General features: G+C 63.1%; 21 protein-coding genes and 1 tRNA gene. 3 read left to right on the forward strand and 19 right to left on the reverse strand.

The window, feature by feature from the left end; all coding sequences use genetic code 11:
* Positions 1-3: 3 nt before the first annotated feature.
* The 16 genes from J6524_RS28780 to J6524_RS28855 all read right to left on the reverse strand — a co-directional run bounded on the left by J6524_RS28780 (position 4) and on the right by J6524_RS28855 (position 13,397).
* Entirely contained in the window at positions 4-504 is a 501-nt protein-coding gene (locus tag J6524_RS28780; protein WP_225676916.1) for an Hsp20/alpha crystallin family protein, read from the reverse strand.
* Positions 505-598: 94 nt separating this feature from the next.
* Positions 599-1,051: an Hsp20 family protein gene (locus J6524_RS28785; protein WP_225676918.1), complete on the reverse strand. Its 453-nt coding sequence runs from the start codon at positions 1,049-1,051 to the stop codon at positions 599-601.
* Positions 1,052-1,239: 188 nt separating this feature from the next.
* On the reverse strand, positions 1,240-1,512 hold the full coding sequence (locus J6524_RS28790) for a hypothetical protein (RefSeq protein ID WP_225676920.1): 273 nt from the start codon (positions 1,510-1,512) through the stop codon (positions 1,240-1,242).
* Between the two features lie 71 nt (positions 1,513-1,583).
* Positions 1,584-1,799, reverse strand: coding sequence for a hypothetical protein (locus J6524_RS28795; RefSeq protein ID WP_225676922.1), 216 nt, complete (start codon positions 1,797-1,799; stop codon positions 1,584-1,586).
* Between the two features lie 122 nt (positions 1,800-1,921).
* Entirely contained in the window at positions 1,922-2,419 is a 498-nt protein-coding gene (locus J6524_RS28800) for an RNA pyrophosphohydrolase (protein ID WP_225676924.1), read from the reverse strand.
* Between the two features lie 123 nt (positions 2,420-2,542).
* Positions 2,543-3,049, reverse strand: a complete 507-nt coding sequence (locus tag J6524_RS28805) for an RNA pyrophosphohydrolase (protein ID WP_225676926.1) — start codon at positions 3,047-3,049, stop codon at positions 2,543-2,545.
* A gap of 96 nt (positions 3,050-3,145) precedes the next feature.
* A complete protein-coding gene (locus tag J6524_RS28810) occupies positions 3,146-4,345 on the reverse strand; it encodes a divergent polysaccharide deacetylase family protein (protein ID WP_225676928.1) in 1,200 nt (399 codons plus the stop codon).
* A 161-nt stretch (positions 4,346-4,506) separates the two neighbouring features.
* Positions 4,507-5,862: a S41 family peptidase gene (locus tag J6524_RS28815; RefSeq protein ID WP_225676930.1), complete on the reverse strand. Its 1,356-nt coding sequence runs from the start codon at positions 5,860-5,862 to the stop codon at positions 4,507-4,509.
* Positions 5,859-7,136 (reverse strand): murein hydrolase activator EnvC family protein, encoded by a 1,278-nt coding sequence (locus J6524_RS28820; RefSeq protein WP_312002504.1) that lies wholly within the window; start codon positions 7,134-7,136, stop codon positions 5,859-5,861. The genes J6524_RS28815 and J6524_RS28820 overlap by 4 nt, the downstream gene beginning before the upstream one ends.
* A 147-nt stretch (positions 7,137-7,283) precedes the next feature.
* Positions 7,284-7,766, reverse strand: a complete 483-nt coding sequence (gene rlmH, locus J6524_RS28825; RefSeq protein ID WP_225676934.1) for a 23S rRNA (pseudouridine(1915)-N(3))-methyltransferase RlmH — start codon at positions 7,764-7,766, stop codon at positions 7,284-7,286.
* Positions 7,767-7,861: 95 nt separating this feature from the next.
* Entirely contained in the window at positions 7,862-8,215 is a 354-nt protein-coding gene (gene rsfS, locus J6524_RS28830; protein WP_225676936.1) for a ribosome silencing factor, read from the reverse strand.
* 213 nt (positions 8,216-8,428) lie between these two features.
* Positions 8,429-9,058: a nicotinate-nucleotide adenylyltransferase gene (locus tag J6524_RS28835; RefSeq protein WP_225676939.1), complete on the reverse strand. Its 630-nt coding sequence runs from the start codon at positions 9,056-9,058 to the stop codon at positions 8,429-8,431.
* 31 nt (positions 9,059-9,089) lie between these two features.
* Positions 9,090-10,382 (reverse strand): glutamate-5-semialdehyde dehydrogenase, encoded by a 1,293-nt coding sequence (locus J6524_RS28840; RefSeq protein WP_225676941.1) that lies wholly within the window; start codon positions 10,380-10,382, stop codon positions 9,090-9,092.
* Between the two features lie 130 nt (positions 10,383-10,512).
* A complete protein-coding gene (gene proB / locus J6524_RS28845) occupies positions 10,513-11,655 on the reverse strand; it encodes a glutamate 5-kinase (protein WP_225676943.1) in 1,143 nt (380 codons plus the stop codon).
* Between the two features lie 90 nt (positions 11,656-11,745).
* Complete coding sequence (obgE, locus tag J6524_RS28850; RefSeq protein ID WP_225676945.1) at positions 11,746-12,798, reverse strand: GTPase ObgE; 1,053 nt, start codon at positions 12,796-12,798, stop codon at positions 11,746-11,748.
* 116 nt (positions 12,799-12,914) lie between these two features.
* The gene (locus tag J6524_RS28855) at positions 12,915-13,397 is read right to left on the reverse strand and encodes a MaoC family dehydratase (RefSeq protein ID WP_225676947.1); all 483 of its coding nucleotides are present in this window, start codon (positions 13,395-13,397) and stop codon (positions 12,915-12,917) included.
* Between the two features lie 183 nt (positions 13,398-13,580).
* Here J6524_RS28855 and J6524_RS28860 point away from each other — a divergent pair, with 183 nt between their 5' ends.
* A complete protein-coding gene (locus J6524_RS28860; protein WP_225676949.1) occupies positions 13,581-14,495 on the forward strand; it encodes a DMT family transporter in 915 nt (304 codons plus the stop codon).
* A 103-nt stretch (positions 14,496-14,598) separates the two neighbouring features.
* Here the strand turns inward: J6524_RS28860 and J6524_RS28865 are convergent, their stop codons facing one another.
* The 3 genes from J6524_RS28865 to rplU all read right to left on the reverse strand — a co-directional run bounded on the left by J6524_RS28865 (position 14,599) and on the right by rplU (position 16,073).
* Positions 14,599-15,201, reverse strand: coding sequence for a GNAT family N-acetyltransferase (locus J6524_RS28865; RefSeq protein ID WP_225676951.1), 603 nt, complete (start codon positions 15,199-15,201; stop codon positions 14,599-14,601).
* Positions 15,202-15,324: 123 nt separating this feature from the next.
* The gene (gene rpmA, locus J6524_RS28870; RefSeq protein WP_225676953.1) at positions 15,325-15,594 is read right to left on the reverse strand and encodes a 50S ribosomal protein L27; all 270 of its coding nucleotides are present in this window, start codon (positions 15,592-15,594) and stop codon (positions 15,325-15,327) included.
* Positions 15,595-15,686: 92 nt separating this feature from the next.
* Positions 15,687-16,073, reverse strand: coding sequence for a 50S ribosomal protein L21 (rplU, locus tag J6524_RS28875; protein ID WP_225676955.1), 387 nt, complete (start codon positions 16,071-16,073; stop codon positions 15,687-15,689).
* Between the two features lie 393 nt (positions 16,074-16,466).
* Here rplU and J6524_RS28880 point away from each other — a divergent pair, with 393 nt between their 5' ends.
* Together J6524_RS28880 and J6524_RS28885 are read left to right on the forward strand one after the other, a co-directional pair.
* Positions 16,467-17,567 carry an ROK family protein gene (locus J6524_RS28880; RefSeq protein WP_225676957.1) on the forward strand — a complete coding sequence of 367 codons (1,101 nt, stop codon included), beginning with the start codon at positions 16,467-16,469 and terminating at the stop codon, positions 17,565-17,567.
* Positions 17,568-17,892: 325 nt separating this feature from the next.
* Positions 17,893-17,982, forward strand: a tRNA-Ser gene (locus tag J6524_RS28885).
* Positions 17,983-18,155 lie beyond the last annotated feature (173 nt).

An 18,155-nucleotide genomic window follows, 5' to 3' on the forward strand; every position in this document is an offset into this window, starting at 1 on the left:
GCATTATTGGTTGCTGATCGGGATGCGCTTGACAGCCGAGCGCGCCTGTTCGGATCTCGGCAGCGTGATCGTCAAGACGCCGTCATGGAATTTGGCTTCGGCCTTGTCTTCCTCGACGCCGTCGAGCGGGATCTGCCGCTCGAACGAACCATAATAACGCTCGGTGAAGTACCTGCCGCCATTATCGGTGCGTTCGGACTTCTTCTCGCCGCGCAGCGTCAGAACGCCGTTGGCGATCTCGAGCTGAACGTCTTTTTCCGTCAGCCCGGGCAGTTCAGCCGTCACCTTCAGCTCCTTGTCGGTCTCGTTGAGCTCGATGCGTGGCCATCCGAAGCGACCTTCCATCAGCGGGCTGCCAAAACGGGCAGGCATCCCAAAGCCGCGGAAGACGTCGTCGAACAGCCGGTTCATTTCCCGGTGCAAAGTGAAGAACGGATCGAAGCCCTCGCGCGAAGACGTGAGCTCTTGGTTTCTCGACCACGGGATCAGATCACGAATAGCCATTTGTGTTCCTCCTTAGAGAGATTTCTGCTGTTGCCTGCATAGGCCCGCGCGCGGCGGGATATCCGCGCGCCGAGCCTGCACTTCCGAAGGCGCCTTAAGCCGCCTTCTGCTCGATCTGGTGGGAAGTGCTGGCGTTGCCAATCGGGATGCGCCGCGGCTTCATCGCATCAGGAACTTCGCGAACCAGATCGACGATCAAGAGACCGTCCTTGAACGAGGCCTGCTTGACCTGCACATAATCGGCGAGATTGAAAACCCTCCGGAACGGCCGGGCCGCGATGCCGTGATACAGATATTCGCGTTGCTCGGCGTCGGGCTTCTTGCCCTCGATAATCAGCGTGTCCCGCTCTGCAGTTACGGCGATATCGTCCATGCCGAAGCCGGCGACGGCCAGCGAAATCCGGTAAGCGTCTTCGCCGCAGCGTTCGACATTGTAAGGCGGGTAGTTGTCGTCGGCCGGATGCCGCAAGCTGCTGTCGAGCAGGTCGGCCAAATGATCGAAGCCGATCGTGGAGCGCCACAAAGGCGAGAAGTCAAAGGTCCTCATAGCCAAGTCCTCCTAGGAGCAAGATGGATACGAAGGAGCGTCGGACACCGTCCGGCGCCCTCTCAACTCGCCGGACCCAAGCTGGCATCCGGCACCGCTGTCAGCGGCAAAAATCGAATTAGAAAAAAACCCAGAAGTTTCAAGAGGCGGCATTCAAAATTTTTCGGCGCCGCCGCGCCGCTGCAGGGTTAATCCAGCGTAAACGGGCGGGCGGGACGCTGAAGGTGCGCCAGATCGGGCGCCGTTTTGCGGGTGCTTTGCTGCTCGGGGCGAACCTTAGGCCTCCGCGGCTCGATCGGTCTGGGAGGGCCCACGGCCAGCATCATGAAGAGGGCCCGATAACCCTGGTAGCGGGCGGCCGGGCGCGTACGCTCCCGCCCACGCATGAGCAGCGCGCCATCCTGGTCGCGCACTTGCCACTCATAATTCCGGCGGCGCTTGATCACGATCACGTCCTTCATGGCGAGCAATACATCATGCGGTGCCACTTACATCAGTGCGAGCTGCCGATCGAACGGCGTGCCGGATTGTTCTATGCCGCCGAGGAAATCGGCGGCTGGATTGTTGGCGCCCGAAAGGTGAGCGGGAAAGTGGAAGCAGCTAGTTTCTCCAGCGCTGATTGCTCTTCGGACAAGCGTGTTTCGATGTACTGACGCTCTAGCTCTGTCAGCCTGGTCTTCAGAAGTCGGCGATAACGGTCGATGTTGTTGCGATGCGTTCGCAAGCGGGCGAGTTTCTCATCGATCATCTTCGTCATCCTTTTGACGGTCGCTGTATGGGTCCTTTGAGTTGGGAAGTGGTTCAGCCCTCCGGCGAAAAAATATTCAGCGGCAGATCGCTGTCAAGCGCACGGAGCGGGTGCCGCCAGCCCTAGCGGGCGAACTCCGCAAAAGCCCGCGCCACCATCCGGTATACGTCGCGCCGGAAGGGCACCACGAAGTCGGCGACGCGATCGAGCCGCTCCCAGCGCCAGGAATCGAATTCGGCCGGCTGGCCGTTGCGGGGCGTCAGCGGGTCGATTTCGTCATCCCGGCCGGTGAAGCGAAGCGCGAACCATTTCTGCCGCTGGCCACGGAATTGCGCGAGGCGATGCGTGGCCGGTCCGTCATAGGGCGGAAAGTCATATTTTATCCAATCGGTTTCGCCGAGATATTCGGCGCTTACCGCCCCGGTCTCCTCCCAGAGCTCGCGCATCACGGCATCGCGCGGATTCTCGTCGGCGTCGATGCCGCCCTGCGGCATTTGCCACTCCAGCCCAGGGAGAATGATTTCAGGTCCGTCATCGCGGAAGCGCCGGCCGATCAACACCTCGCCGGAGCCGTTGAACAGCGCGATACCCACATTGGGTCGATAAGATTTGTCGGACATCGTTCGGTCGTCGTCAGTTCAGGGCGCGTTCGCGCGAACTATGGTGCGCAATGGCGTACCTAAGAATCTTTCGTGCGCCGTATGCTCCGGAATAGCGGAACATTGCGTGAAAGATGCGCCATGTTAACTGCCCGCGAGGCTGGCGAATTCCTTGACCACGCGTTCATAGACGGGCCGCTTGAACGGCACGATCAGGTTGGGGAGGTTCTTCATCGGCTCCCAGCGCCAGCTCACGAATTCGGCCTTGTGGCCGCCGCCGCCGGGGCTGGCGACATTGATCTCAGCGTCTTTGCCGGTGAAGCGCACGGCGTACCATTTCTGCCGTTGCCCGCGATAGCGGCCCTTCCAGGCGCGGCCAGCGACGGTGCGCGGAATGTCGTAGATCAGCCAATCCGTTATCTCGCCGAGCTTCTCGACCGAGCGGACGCTGGTCTCCTCGTAAAGCTCGCGCTTGGCCGCCTCCCAGGTGTCCTCGCCGGGATCGACACCGCCCTGCGGCATCTGCCAGACGTGGGTTTCATCGACATGCTCGATTCCGCCGGCCCGGCGGCCAATGAAGACCAGCCCGGCCGCGTTGATCAGCATCATGCCGACACAGGTCCGGTAAGGCAGGTCCTCGTACCGCGCCATGTCCGTCAGGGTTCCTTTACTTGCATCAAGTTCATCGGCAATCGGCTGGTCCGGCGCAGTCGGGAAAAGCCCGGATCGCTGCCATCAGCTTGATCTCTAGCCTGATCTTGATTTCAGCATCGCCGTTGTCAATGGCACAAGCATGATGCCGCGGCTATCCAGGGTCTTGGTCCAGGCGGCAAGCCGCTCGATCGAGATTGGCAGCGCCGAGGCGACGCCCACCGCCAGCCCGCGCTCCTTGGCGAGCGTCTCCAGCTTGACCAGCATCCGGTCGATTTCGGCCGAGGTCGGCACGGCATCGATGGTGAAATCGGCCTTGGCGAAGGGCATGGACTGGGCTGCCGTCAGTGACGGCGCGGTGCTGCGCGGCGAGGAGCCATCATCGAGATAGCCTAGCCCGCGCTTGGCCGCCTCGCGGATGATTGGCTGCATCACGCTATCGGTCGCGGTGAAGCGCGCGCCCATGAAATTGGCAATGCCGGCATAGCCCTGAAATCGGCTAAGGTGCCAGTACAGCCGGTCGAGGTTCTGTTCAGGCGTCAGCGTCGTGAGCAGGGTCTGCGGGCCGGGATCATTGTCGGGATAGTCGAACGGCTCCATCGGAACCTGCAGCAGGATCTCGTGGCGCTGCGCGCGCGCCCGCTCGGCCAGCTTGGCCGGATCTGCCCCATACGGCGTGAAGGCCAGGGTCACGGCCGGCGGCAGCTTCATGATGGCATCGGCTGTCTTGTCGGCCCCAACCCCGAGGCCGCCGACGACGATAGCAATCGCCGGCATCTTCGCGGCCCTGATTCGGTCGGCATCGGCCGCATAGACCGTGAACGGCTTTAGGCCGTCGGCAACCACCGGGATCATGCCGTAGCGCGATTTTTCCAGAAGGCGCGGATCGATGCCGGTCATGGCCGCTGCCGGGGCCGGCTCGCCGCTCGCCTTTTCGCCGGCATCGCTGCCGATCACGACGTCCTGCCGCTTGCCGCTGGAGCCGTCGATGATGGTAACGGTCTTGCTATCGCCGACGGGGGCCTGGTGGGAGCCGGGCTTCGCAGCCTGTTCGGTGGGGCCGGAGGCCGCCGCGGGCTGCTTTTCGTCGGATGGTATGCGCAGGGCGACTCGGGCGATCGGTTCGCCGCCGAGTGGATTATCGGTAAAGAGCGCGACAGTCAGGAAGGCGACCAGGACGAGGCCAAGCAGCACGGCCAGCGCCTGCATCGCGGTGAACGGCAGCCGAAGCCGCCGCTTCCGGCGCTCCGTCTTCTGTCCGAGCGGCGTGCTCAGTTCGTCAGCCGTTTCCGTCATGAACCTTCCCGAATCACCCGGCCCGACGATACCACGACGGCCCGGATTCGAGCGCCTGCGCCGCTCCGTGAAAGCCGCGTTGCGAGACGTCAGGCCCGAGCCGGCCATGAAAAAGGGCGGCTCGGGGGCCGCCCTTGTTCACGGATATCTGGATCGCGGGATCAGTTCGCGGCTTTGCTCGCAGGCTTCTCGACCGCGGCCTTGTCACCGGTCGTCGGGCCGCTCGCGGTCGACTTGATGCCGTGCAGCAGGTCGGCTGCGGTCTTCAGCGCCTTGTCGTCCTTGGCATCCGGCGGCACGTAGGACTGCGAGCCGGTCTTCTCATCGCCATCGTTTTTCAGGTGGCCGCGGAGCGACGCTTCGCCCTTGGTGTCGGTACGCGCCTTCAGCTCTTCTGGCACATCCTGCAGCACCTCGATGTCGGGCACGATGCCCTTGGCCTGAATCGATTTGCCCGAGGGGGTGTAGTAGCGCGCAGTGGTGAGGCGCAGCGCGCCGTTGCCGCTGCCGAGCGGGATGATGGTCTGTACCGAGCCCTTGCCGAACGAGCGCGTGCCGACCAGCGTGGCGCGCTTGTGGTCCTGCAGCGCGCCGGCGACAATTTCGGAGGCCGACGCCGAGCCGCCATTGATCAGCACGATGATCGGCCTGCCCTTGGTCAAGTCGCCTGCATGCGCTGCGCGGCGCTGGGTTTCCTCGGCATTGCGGCCGCGGGTCGAGACGATCTCGCCGCGCTCGAGGAAGGTATCGGAAACAGTGACCGCTTCCTCCAGCAAGCCGCCGGGATTGTTGCGCAAGTCGATGATGTAGCCCTTCAGCTTGTCGCCGATCTGGTTCGAGAGATTGCCGATCTCGCGCTTCAGGCCTTCGGTGGTCTGCTCGTTGAACGTGGTGACGCGGATATAGGCGATGTCGTCTTGCTCGACGCGGGCGCGGACCGAGCGGACACGAATGTTGTCGCGCACCAGCGTGACTTCAATCGGATTGTCCTGGCCCTTGCGGATGATCTTGAGGCGGATCTTGGTGTTGACAGGCCCGCGCATCTTCTCGACCGCCTGGTTGAGGGTGAGACCCTGCACGGCTTCGTCGTCGAGATTGGTGATGATGTCGTTGGCCATGATGCCGGCCTTCGAAGCCGGGGTATCATCGATCGGTGAGACGACCTTGATCAGACCGTCTTCCATCGTGACCTCGATGCCGAGGCCGCCGAACTCACCGCGGGTCTGCACCTGCATGTCGCGGAAGCTCTTGGCGTCCATGTAGCTGGAGTGCGGATCGAGACCGGTCAGCATGCCCGAGATCGCTGACTCGACCAGCTTGGAGTCGTCGGGTTTCTCGACATAGTCGCTGCGCACGCGCTCGAACACGTCGCCGAACAGATTGAGCTGGCGGTAGGTGTCTGATGTCGCGGCACGCGCCACTGATCCTATCAGCACCGAGCGCGGCTGCGTCACGAAGAGCGTCAAAGCCGCACCGGTGGCGGCGCTGAGAAGAATTACAGAAGTCTTGCGCATCATCCGCGAACCTTTTCGCCTTCACTTGTTGCCCACCATGGGCCTGAATCGATTGGAGTGCCGTCCTTACGGAACTCGACATAGAGCACCGGCTGGCTCGCGGTCGTCGCGAGAATGGATGCAACCTGGGACGTTGTCCCCATAGTCGCGACCGGCTCTCCCGTAAGTACAAACTGGCCGATGTTTACCGAAATGCGCTCCATCCCGGCGATCAGGACATGATACCCGCCCCCGGCATTGAGGATCAAGAGTTGTCCGTAGCTGCGGAAGGGTCCGGCGTAAACAACCCAGCCGTCACACGGTGTTGTGACCTGCGCCCCGGGCCGGGTTGCCAAAGAAATGCCTTTTTCCACGCCCCCGGCGCCGTCGGAACCGCCAAAATCGCGAATCTTGCGGCCATTGACCGGAAAGGCGAACAGCCCCTTGGCGGATGCGAAGGCGATCGCGGGGCTCAGCCGGGCAGGGTCCTTGAGCGCCCCGAGATTGGGCTTGCCGCCTGGGGCCGCTGGTGCGCCCTGCAAACTGGCGGTCGCGGCCGCCTTGGCAGCGCTCTTCAAATCCTGCTCCATTTTCGCGATCAGGCCCTGCAGGCTGTCGACCTGCCGGGACAGGTTGACGGCGCGTGCGCCCTCGGCTTCCATGTCCTTTTCGATCGCGCTCTGCTTGCGCTGCCGCTCGTCCACCAGCGCGGCGAGCCTGATCTGATCGTCCTTCAGCCTGTCGCGGTCGCGCGCCAGTATGTCGCGCTCGGTGGCAATGGTCTTGCGCAGGTTCACAAGTTCAGTGAGGTCGGCCGTGAGTTTTTCCGCGCGGCCCCGCAGCTCGGGGACGACCGATCCAAGCAGCATGGCAGTGCGCAGCGATTGCAGCGCGTCCTCAGGCCGGACCAGCAATGCCGGAGGCGTGCGCCGCCCGGCGCGTTGCAGGGCCGCGAGCACCTCGACGATTTCGGAACGGCGTGAATCGAGCGAAGCGCGGACCTGCTGCTCGCGGGCGTCGAGCGGGCGCAGCCGCCCCTCGGTCTCGCCGATGCGCGTTTCGATGCTGCGCACCTGGGTGGCGATGTCGATCAGTTGCTGATTGAGCTTGGAGCGGTCCTGTCCGATCGCTGCGATGTCGGCCTTCAGCTTCTGTTGCAGCTCGGCCGCCTTGCGCTGCTCCTCGCGCGCGGCCTCCAGCTCCTGCTCGCGCTGCTTGATCGCATCGGGCGAAACGGCGGTCGCCTGCTGTGCTGACGGCACAGATTGCGCCAGCGCCCCCGGCGAAGGCGATGTCACGGCAAGGCTCGCGGACAACAGTACCAGCGGAAGCGAGATGGCCGACGTCAGCGGCAAACCGCGGTCTGCGGTGCCTCGGCGTGAACGAATGTCCGATGTCGAATGCATCCAGCCTATTTAACGGTCTCTGTATTCACCTCACCGTGCCTAGGCGCGATGGTAGGGATGGCCGGCCAGAATTGTCGCGGCCCGGTATATCTGTTCAAGAAGCATGACGCGAACCATTTGATGCGGCCAGGTCGCCGAGCCGAACGCAATGCGTAATTTAGCCTTGCGCTGCAAATCGGGCGAAAGTCCGTCCGCGCCGCCGATGGCGAAAATTGTATTGGCGATTCCCTCGTCCCGCCACTGGCCGAGTTGCCGGGCGAAGGTTGCGCTGTCGATGCTCTTGCCATGCTCGTCGAGCGCCACCAGCACGGATTTCTCCGGTATCGCTGCCGCAATCGCCGCAGCTTCCTCCGAGATCCGCGTCGCGGCATCACGCGCGCGGCTCTCAGGAATTTCATGGATCGCGAGGCCGCGAAAGCCGAGCTTGCGGCCGATGTCCTCGAAGCGCTCGCGATAGCGCTCGGCCAGTTCCTGCTCCGGGCCCTGCTTCAGCCGGCCGATCGAGACCACGACGAGGCGCATGAATATTTTTTCCGGCGTGCACTTTCCGGCACGCGCGCTTTACGCACGAGCGAACAGACTACATGCGCCTCAGCCGATTCGCACCGGCCGGGAGTTCAGATCGCTGCCGCCGCCGGATTCTGCGCCCACAACCTTTCCAGGTTGTAGAATTCGCGCACCTCGGGCCTGAATACGTGCAGGATCACATCGCCGGAATCGATCAGCACCCAGTCGCAATTGGGCAAGCCTTCGACATGGAGGTTCTTGATGCCGGTTTCCTTCAGGGCTTTCGTGACGTTCTCCGCGATCGCGCCGACGTGCCGGTTTGCCCGGCCGGTGGTGACGATCATGTAGTCGGAGAATGCCGATTTGCCACGAAGATCGATGGTGACCGTTTCTTCCGCCTTCATATCGTCGAGGCGGGAGAGGATCATATTCAGCGTCTTGTCGGCGTCGGGTTGCGCCTTCAAGGCCGCAGCTTGTGTCGATGTTTTACGCGTGTTCTTGGCAGACTTGCTGGGAACCTTGGGTAAAACAGACTTGGACAATACAGATGTGGCCAGGGACCATTCCTTTCACTGTATCGCGAACGCCGAATCCCGGCGTCGCGGACCATATTAGGCATGTGGGGTTAATGGTTTCAATATTCCAGTGGGCCCCGCCTGCCGGTTCGAACAAACCTGTCACTTCCTTGCCTTCCAACTTCCGTCGGCGTTCCTCAGTCCGGTAGACGACAGGTTCAACTTCATGCCGCTGAGGAAAGTCCAGGCGGGCGCCTGCTGATCGGCCAGCCGGGCCGCCTGATTCTCGGGCACGCGGTAGCGCGCCAGCGCTTGGGCGGCGGGAGCAGCGAGGGCCCGGAAACTCTGTGGCGGACGGTCGATCACGGCGATCGGCACTGCGGAAGCGATGCGCCGCCAGTCCTTCCAGCGATGGAACTGCGCGAGGTTGTCGGCGCCCATGATCCATACGAAACGCACGCCGGAAACGCGGCGCCGCAAATGAATAATCGTATCGACAGTGTATCTGGTGCCAATGACAGCTTCGAGACAGCTGATATCGATGCGTGGATCGCCGGCGAGATCCCGCGCCGCCTGCGCGCGTTCGGCGAGGCCGTGCAGGGCGCCGGTATCCTTGAGCGGATTGCCCGGCGTCAGCAGCCACCAGACGCGATCGAGCTTGAGGCGCTTGAGCGCAAACAGGCTGATGGCGCGATGCGCGGCATGCGGCGGATTGAACGAGCCGCCGAGCAGGCCGATGCGCATGCCGTCGGTGTGGAAGGGAATCGTCTGCGCGGCCGATTGCAATATCATCGGCCGGGTCACCGCATGCGCAGGCAGGCGTTCACGGTCGCGTCTGCCCGGTGCCGTGAACGCGGTATTTGAAGCTCGTCAGTTGCTCGGCGCCGACCGGGCCGCGGGCGTGGAACTTGCCGGTAGCAATGCCGATTTCCGCGCCGAAGCCGAACTCGCCGCCGTCGGCGAACTGCGTCGATGCGTTGTGCAGCACGATCGCCGAATCCACTTCACTAAGGAATTTCTCGGCTGCCTTGGCGTCCTCCGCCACGATCGCATCGGTGTGACGCGAGCCATGGCTCTGGATGTGCGCGATCGCGGCGTCCACGCCGTCGACGACCCGCGCGGCGATGACAGCATCGAGATATTCGGTATCCCAATCCTCGTCGGTTGCCGGCTTCACGCGCGCGTCGACCTTCTGTACGGCGTCGTCGCCGCGTACCTCGCAGCCGGATTCAATCAGCATCTCGACTAGCGGCTTCAGATTGGTCGCAGCGCCTGCTCGATCGACCAGCAGCGTCTCGGCCGCCCCGCAGACGCCGGTGCGGCGCATCTTCGCGTTCAGCACAATCGACTTGGCCATGTCGAGCTTGGCGCTGGCGTCGACATAGACATGGTTGATGCCTTCGAGATGCGCAAATACCGGCACGCGTGCTTCGGCCTCAACGCGTGCGACGAGGCTCTTGCCACCGCGCGGCACGATCACATCGATGCCGCCGTTCAGGCCCGAGAGCATCAACCCGACGGCCGCGCGGTCGCGCGTCGGCACCAGCGTGATCGCGGCCTCGGGAAGGCCCGCCTCGCGCAGGCCCTGCACCAGGCAGTCATGGATCGCGCGGCAGGAGCGGAAGCTGTCGGAGCCGCCGCGCAGGATCACGGCATTGCCGGATTTCAAGCACAGCACACCGGCATCAGCAGCGACATTGGGGCGGCTCTCGAAGATCACGCCGATCACGCCGAGCGGTACGCGCACGCGCTCGATGGTCATGCCATTCGGCCGCTGCCAGCTTCCGGTAACCGTGCCGACCGGATCGGGAATGCCGCGAACGGTGGCGACGCCGTCAGCCATGGAATCGATCCGCCCTTGCGCCAGCGTCAGGCGGTCGATGAAGGCCGAGGTCGCGCCGCCCGCGCGCACCTCCGCGACGTCCTCGGCATTGGCAGCGAGAATCTTTGCCGCGTTGGCGCGGATCGCCCGCTCGATCGCCTCCAGCGCCCGGTTCTTCTGCTCCGGCGGCGCCAGCGCCAGCACCCGCGCGGCGGCGCGCGCTTGAGCGGCGAGGTCGGTCATCAGAGCGGGCAGATCAGCGTTGCCGTCGATTGCCTTAAGAGGGGCGGTCATCGGAAGTCCCGGAGCTTGAGTTAAGGCCATGGCCTAGCACGAAAATCCCGCTCTTGCGAGGTCCGGCGCCGGCATGGCTGGCTGGCGGTATTGGCAAACGGTAGCTCGGCCAATGGCCTAGCTGCGCACCCTACTTGACCGGGACCGTCCCGGCTGGCCCTACCACCAGATCGTCGCGATGAATCATCTCGGCCCGGCCGCTGATACCCAAAATCGCCATCACATCCGGCGAGGAGCGGCCCTTGATCTTCTCGGCGTCCTCGGCGTCGTAGGCGACAAGGCCACGGCCGATCTCGTGGGTGTCGGGGCCACGCACAACGACTGCGTCGCCGCGCGCGAACTGGCCGTCGATCCTGATAACACCGGCCGGCAGCAGGCTCTTGCCGGCGCGCAGCGCCGCGACCGCGCCGGCATCGATGGTCAGTGTGCCCTTCGGCTCCAGCGAACCTGCGATCCAGCGCTTTCGCGCGGTGACGGGGTTGGCCGGCGTCAGAAACCAGGTGCAGCGCCCGCCATCGGCGATCGCCTGCAGCGGATGCTCGATCTTGCCGGAGGCGATTAGCATATGCGTGCCCGACGTCGTCGCGATCTTCGCCGCCTCGATCTTGGTGAACATGCCGCCGCGCGACAATTCGGATTCGGCCGCGCCCGCCATGCCTTCGATCTCTGAGGTAACGGACTCGACAATCGGAATCAGCTTCGCGTCGGGATTGGCGCCGGGCGGTGCGTCATAGAGGCCGTCGATATCGGACAGCAAAATCAAGAGATCGGCGCTTGTCATCGTGGCAACGCGCGCCGCGAGCCGGTCATTGTCGCCATAGCGGATTTCGTTGGTGGCAACCGTGTCGTTCTCGTTGATGACGGGTACCGCGCGCCACTCCAGGAGCTTAGCGATGGTCGAGCGGGCGTTGAGGTAGCGGCGGCGCTCCTCGGTATCCTGCAGCGTCACCAGGATCTGTCCGGAGCCGATGCCGTGCGCCCCCAGCACCTCCGACCAGATTCGCGCCAGCGCAATCTGTCCGACGGCGGCCGCGCCCTGACTCTCCTCGAGCTTGAGCGGTCCGCGCGGCAATTTTAGCCGGCTGCGCCCGAGCGCGATCGATCCTGACGAGACCACCAGAACGTCGCGACCCTCGCCGTGGAGCTTGGCGATATCGGCCGCCAGCGCTGCGAGCCATGCCGAACGCACCTCGCCCGCATTGGAATCGATCAGCAGTGAGGAGCCGACCTTGACGACGATGCGGCGGAAGTTTTTGAGCGTGGGGCGTTTCATGGTGCAGTCGAATGATGCGGATGAAGGCAAGCAATACGCGCCGGTTCCTGGATTTGGAAGGGGCGCGGCAGGGATAGCTTTAAGTTTGCATCAGCCCTGCGGCGGCGGCACCGGGGCCCACGGGTCCTGACCGCACTTTGCCTTCTGCGAAACCGGGGCTTCGCCGATCACCTCGACCAGCGCCTTGAGTGCTTCCTGCACCCCTTCGCCAGTGACGCCGGAGAGCAGAAGCGGCGTCTTCTTCGCAGCGCGCTTCAGCCGCTCTTTCTGCTTCTTCAATTCATCCGGCGCGACTGCATCGATCTTGTTCAGCGCGACGATCTCGACCTTGTCGGCGAGATGCCCTTCATAGGCTTCGAGCTCGGTGCGCACCGTCTTGTAGGCCTTGCCGGCATGTTCGCAGGTCGCATCGATCAGGTGCAGCAGCACGCGGCAGCGCTCGACATGTCCAAGAAAGCGGTCGCCGAGGCCGGCGCCTTCATGCGCGCCCTCTATCAGTCCGGGAATGTCGGCGAGCACGAATTCGCGGCCCTGCGCGCTTACGACGCCGAGCTGCGGATGCAGCGTGGTGAAGGGGTAATCCGCGATCTTCGGCTTGGCCGCGCTGACGACGGAGAGGAAGGTCGACTTGCCGGCATTGGGCAGACCGACGAGACCGGCGTCCGCGATCAGCTTCAGCCGCAGCCAGATCCAGCGTTCCTCGCCTTCCTGCCCGGGATTGGCGTTGCGTGGTGCGCGGTTGGTGGAGGATTTGAAATGCGCATTGCCGAAGCCGCCATTGCCACCCTCGGCGAGCACGAATTTTTCCCCGAGCTCGGTGAAGTCATGGATCAGCGTCTCGCGATCCTCATCGAAGATCTGCGTACCGACAGGCACTTTGAGCACAATCGATTTGCCGTTGGCGCCATGGCGGTCCTTGCCCATGCCATTGCCGCCCTTCTGCGCCTTGAAATGCTGCTGATAGCGATAGTCGATAAGCGTGTTCAGCCCATCCACCACCTCGACGATGACGTCGCCGCCGCGGCCGCCATTGCCGCCGGAAGGTCCACCGAACTCGATGAACTTCTCCCGGCGGAACGCCACGCAGCCGTTGCCGCCGTCGCCGGAGCGGATATAGACCTTTGCCTCGTCAAGGAATTTCATGATCGCCACTAGGTAGGGCAGTGGGCGCCTGACGGCAACCCTCAAGCGGTACCACACTGGCGAAAAGCCTTAATTTTCGGCCGTTTTTGCGTTTCCGGGCCAGACGCGGACGGTCGCTATGATGACGGCCGCCGCCGCACCAGAAATTTCTGTGTTCCTTCCAACACCAGTTCCTTTCGCTGGTTGAACACGGTCGAGCGCAGCGTCACCACGCCGGTCGTGCGGCCGGGGACGAGTTCGATCACTTCGAGCGCCGGGTAGATGGTATCGCCGGCATAGACCGGCTTTAAGAACCGGCTCGACTGTTCGAGGAAGCCGACCAGCGATTCCTCGACGAGATAGGGAAACAGCCCGGCGCCCGGCGCGGTGTGGACCAGGGTCTGAAAGCCGTGCGCGAGCAGGTCGGGCATGCCGCGGGCGTGGCAATATTCGACGTCATAGTGGATCGGATGGGTGTCGCCGCTCGCGGTCTGGAAGGCGGCAAACACCGCGGAGGTCTGGGTTCGGCTCGGGATCACGAAGCGTTCGCCAAGCACGAAGTCTTCGAACCAGCGCTGTTCGCTCACCATGCGATGCGTTGTCGGGTCGAAGTCGGCCATATCGAGCTTCCTGACGTTTCCTCAAGAGATACCGGTATCGCGGCGCCGCGGCTGCGGCAATCGATACGCCTCAATCGGCACTTACGGGCTTGTCCCAGCCATCCACGCCGTTACAAGAGCTGCGCAAAGATACGATGGCCGGAACATGCTGGCCATGACGAAGAGCAAGAAGCAGGAAACGTCATGAGCCTGTTCGGCAAAATCTCCAGCTATGACGAGCGTTCCGCGCGCCTGGCCGGCATCGGCTTGATGCTGCTGTCGATCTTCATGTTCTCATTCGGCGATGCGCTCGGAAAATTCATGGTGGCGACCTATTCGGTCGGGCAGTTGCTCTGGCTGCGCGCCTGCGCGGCGCTGCTGGTGTTGTTGCCGGTGATCTGGAAGCAGCGCTCGGAGTTTAAGCGCTTCGAACGCCCTTGGCTGCAGCTGCTTCGGGTGACGCTCTCGACGCTCGAGGTCGCGGCCTTCTTCCTCGCCACGGTCTATCTGCCGCTCGCTGATGTCATCACCTATTATCTGGCCTCGCCGATCTTCGTCACCGCGCTCTCCGGCATCGTGCTCGGCGAGCGGGTCGGCTGGCGGCGCTGGACCGCGATCCTGATCGGGTTTTGCGGCGTGCTGATTGCGCTCCGCCCATCCACGCAGACCGTGAGCTGGCCCGCGATGATCGCGCTGGGCGGCAGCCTGTCATTTGCGTTCCTGATGCTGATCACGCGGTCGCTGCGGGACACGCCGGACATCGTGCTGACGACCTCGCAGTTCGGCGGCACGTTCCTGCTCGGCGCGCTGATGTCGCCGATTGGCTGGGTGACGCCGACGTTTGGCAGCCTGGGTCTGTTCGCGGTGGCAGGAATTACGTCGGTCGTCGCGCTGCTGTGCATCAACCGGTCGCTGAAATTGGCGCCGGCCAGTGTCGTGGTGCCCTATCAATATTCGATGATCGTGTGGGCGGTGATCTTCGGCTTCGTCGTATTCGGCGACGTGCCGTCGATCTCGACCCTGATCGGCGCCGCCATCATCATCGGCGCGGGGTTCTATATCTTCCTGCGCGAGCAGAAGCTAGGGCGCGAGGAGCCGGTGGTCAATCCGCCGGCGTGATTGGCGCTCTTGCCGTCGTTGCGAGGAGCGAAAGCGACGAAGCAGTCCATCTATCCGTTATGCCGCGACATGGATTGCTTCGCTTTGCTCGCAATGACGAAGACTACCGCTCTCTCCTCGTCGACGCCCCCCAGTTCTTCAGCGACCACCACACGCTGCGCGTCAGGCGGAAGCGATCGACCGGGGTTGAGGAGCCCAGCGCCTCGAAGCGGTGCAGCTCGACGCCGCACCACTGGAAGCCGCATTTCTCCAGGATATTGCGCGAGGCCGGATTGGCGACGCGGGCGCCTGAAATCAGATGCTCGCCATCGAATTCCTCGAAAAAGAAATCGATCACCGCGCGCGCGGCTTCGGTGCCGAAACCCTGGCCCCAATGGGCGACGCCGAGCCAGTAGCCGAGTTCCGGCGCGTCCGGCTCGCTGCGATCGATGCCGACCATGCCGATCGGCGAAAAATTGTGTTCGATCAGAAACGCCGTCTCGCTGGTGTCGGCGGCCTTTGCGCGCACGAACTCGACCGCATGGTCCTGCAGGTAGGGATGCGGCAGGCGGCGGGTGTTTTCCGCAATGCGGCGATCATTGGCGAGATGCGCAATCGCTTTTACGTCCGCGAGCGTCGGCCGGCGCAACGTCAGCCGTTCGGTCTCGAGGACGCAGCTACTCGTCCCACGCAAGCTCGGGGTTTGGATCGGGATGTCCTGCAACATGTCGGCTCCTGATTGCGAAAATGCGCAAAATGAAAAAGGGGAGGCCGGTTTCCCGCCTCCCCTGGAGCCCATTTCGACTCCGCCGGTTCAACAGGATCCGGCGGACTCGATTGTGTCCACCGTCTATTCGGCCGCCTCCGTCATCGGAACTACCGATACGAAAGTGCGACCATTGGCTTTTGCACGAAACTCGACATGACCTTCGACCTTGGCAAAGAGAGTATGGTCGGTGCCCATGCCGACATTAAGGCCGGGATGCCAGGTGGTGCCGCGCTGACGCGCGATAATGTTGCCGGGAATCACGTGTTCGCCGCCAAAGGCCTTGATGCCAAGGCGCTTGCCTTTCGAATCGCGCCCGTTTCGCGATGAACCGCCTGCTTTTTTGTGAGCCATAGCTCGTCTCCGACTTCGCAGATATCTCTAGATCAATTCCTTGACGGAATCATTTCACTTTTTGTCGTGCCTCAAATCTTGATCGAGGCTTATCACTTCTCGTCGCCTTCGGCGGCGGATGCGGCGACCTTTTCCTTCTTCGGCCGCGGGCCGATCGAAGGCTGCTTGTTATCGGTCAGGATCTCGGTGACGCGAAGCACCGTGATCTCGTCGCGATAGCCGCGCTTGCGGCGCGAATTCTTGCGGCGACGCTTCTTGAAAGCGATCACCTTGGGGCCGCGCTTGTGGTCCAGCACCTCGGCTGCAACGGAAGCACCTGCCACCGTCGGCGTGCCCAGCACCGGCGTGTCACCGCCGACCACCAGAACCTCGCCAAGCTGCACGATCGTGCCGACTTCGCCGGCGATCTTGCCTATCTCGAGCACATCATCCGGGACGACGCGGTACTGCCGGCCGCCGGTCTTGATGACTGCGAACATCGTTTTTTTCCTTCGTGTTCAATCCCGGCCTCGGACATCTGCCCATGAGGGCTATCCGGGTCGGCTTTTTGGTCAGTCGTTATGGGTACGATTTTCGCGCGGCCGGGGAGCGACCCCTTGAGAATTCGCGCAAAAACAAGCGGCGCGAGAGCTCCCCGCGCCGGATGCGGGGACTTATAGCGGCAGAAAGCCGCGAGTCAAGGCGAAACGGCCGGAAAAGCCGCCAAAAATGAGCAATTTGGGCCGAAAAGAGCGAATGATGGGGTGGCCAATAGCGAGAGGGCACCTCTATTCGCCACGCCCATTCGCAATTCGCTACTCCCCATTCGCCTTCCTTGAAACCAATGGGTTCCCCGCCCGTTGTCGCCAAACGATCCGGCAGGGCTGGCAACCATGGCAGAAGACATCGTTACGTCCACGGGCATCGCCCACCACGGGGCTACGCGCCTGCCATCGGTCGAGGTCGATAGCTTCAACGTCGAATTGAAGGACGAGGAGGGCTTCCTCGGAGATCGCGCCAGCAAGAAGGCGTTCCGCAAAATCCTGGACGACCTGCGCAAGCCGCTGAAGAAAAACGGCGACGATCCGCTGGGCAAGAAGGCGAGCGGCGACATTGCCAAGAGCGAGCTGGACGAGGCGTTGTTCGGCGACGACATCGCCGCCGCCGCGCTGGTGCACAGCGCGATCGAGGAATTCGCGCAGGAACTGGCCTATGTGACGCGGCGCTTGCTCAAGTCCAAGGCGTGGGCGGATACAGAGCGCATCGTGGTGGGCGGTGGTTTCAGGCAGAGCCGGGTCGGCGAGCTTGCTATCGCACGCACCGATATCCTCATCAAGGCGGAAGAGTTCGAGGTCGATCTGGTGCCGATCCGCTTTCATCCCGATGATGCGGGCCTGATCGGCACGCTGCATCTGGCGCCGTCATGGATCTTCGAGGCCCACGACAGCATCCTTGCGGTCGATATTGGTGGCACCAATATCCGCTGCGGCGTCGTAGAATCGCGATGGAAGAAGGCGCCCGACCTTTCCAAGGCCGCGGTCTGGAGGTCCGAGCTGTGGCGGCACGCCGACGATGAGCCGACGCGCGAAGGCGCGGTGAAGCGGCTGGTCAGGATGCTGAAGGATTTGATCGGCGAGGCCGAAACCGAAGGACTGAAGCTTGCTCCCTTCATCGGCATCGCCTGTCCCGGCGTGATCGATGCGGATGGCTCGATCGAAAAGGGCGCGCAGAACCTGCCCGGTAATTGGGAGAGCTCCAAGTTCAATCTGCCGGCAAGCCTGGTGGAAGCGATCCCGCAGATCGGCGACCACGACACCGCCGTGTTGATGCATAATGACGGCGTGGTACAGGGTCTTTCCGAGGTTCCCTTCATGCAGGATGTCGACCGCTGGGGCGTCCTGACCATCGGCACCGGCCTCGGCAATGCCCGCTTCACCAACCGCCGCAAGGACGATGGCAAGGACGAGAAAAAGGCGAAGAGGGCCAAGGCTTAGCGCTCGGATTAACGTTTGGCGCGGGTAGTAAGGTTGACTGGTTAGGTTAAAACCCAGTTCGCGTTGCCGTTTCGCGCCGCCTTGCTACCGTCGCCCGTGTCGCTCCGCTGACCGGCGAAGCCGCACTTCCCGGCCAGAATTTCAAAGCAGCGGCACGGGACCGTCAGTTTTTTGTCGCGTCTGACGGTCCCACCCATTTTCCTCCGATAGCTGTCCGGTCCGCCATTCGGGGCGAATTTCTCGCACCTTGCGCCTTGTCTGCCCCGGCTTCCTCGCCTAGAACACGCCCCGACCGCAGGGCCGATTCCGGCCTGTCTTGGCGCCTGGAGAGGTGGCAGAGTGGTTGAATGCACCGCACTCGAAATGCGGCATAGGTGCAAGCCTATCGGGGGTTCGAATCCCTCCCTCTCCGCCAGCTTCTCGAAAACATCCGATAGACTAGCCTCTTGTTTTGCTCATTGCGCCGCGTGTTCCACGAGCTTGAAGCGCTTACTGACCGGGGTCGAGGTTCATTCGACGATTTGAGCCGACGACACGGCGTTTGTGGTCGCCTTGCTGACTCGAAATGAGCCTTGCGGAATCGCCGGT

The sequence above is a fragment of the Bradyrhizobium hereditatis genome (genome assembly GCF_020329435.1).
GTDB lineage: Bacteria > Pseudomonadota > Alphaproteobacteria > Rhizobiales > Xanthobacteraceae > Bradyrhizobium > Bradyrhizobium hereditatis.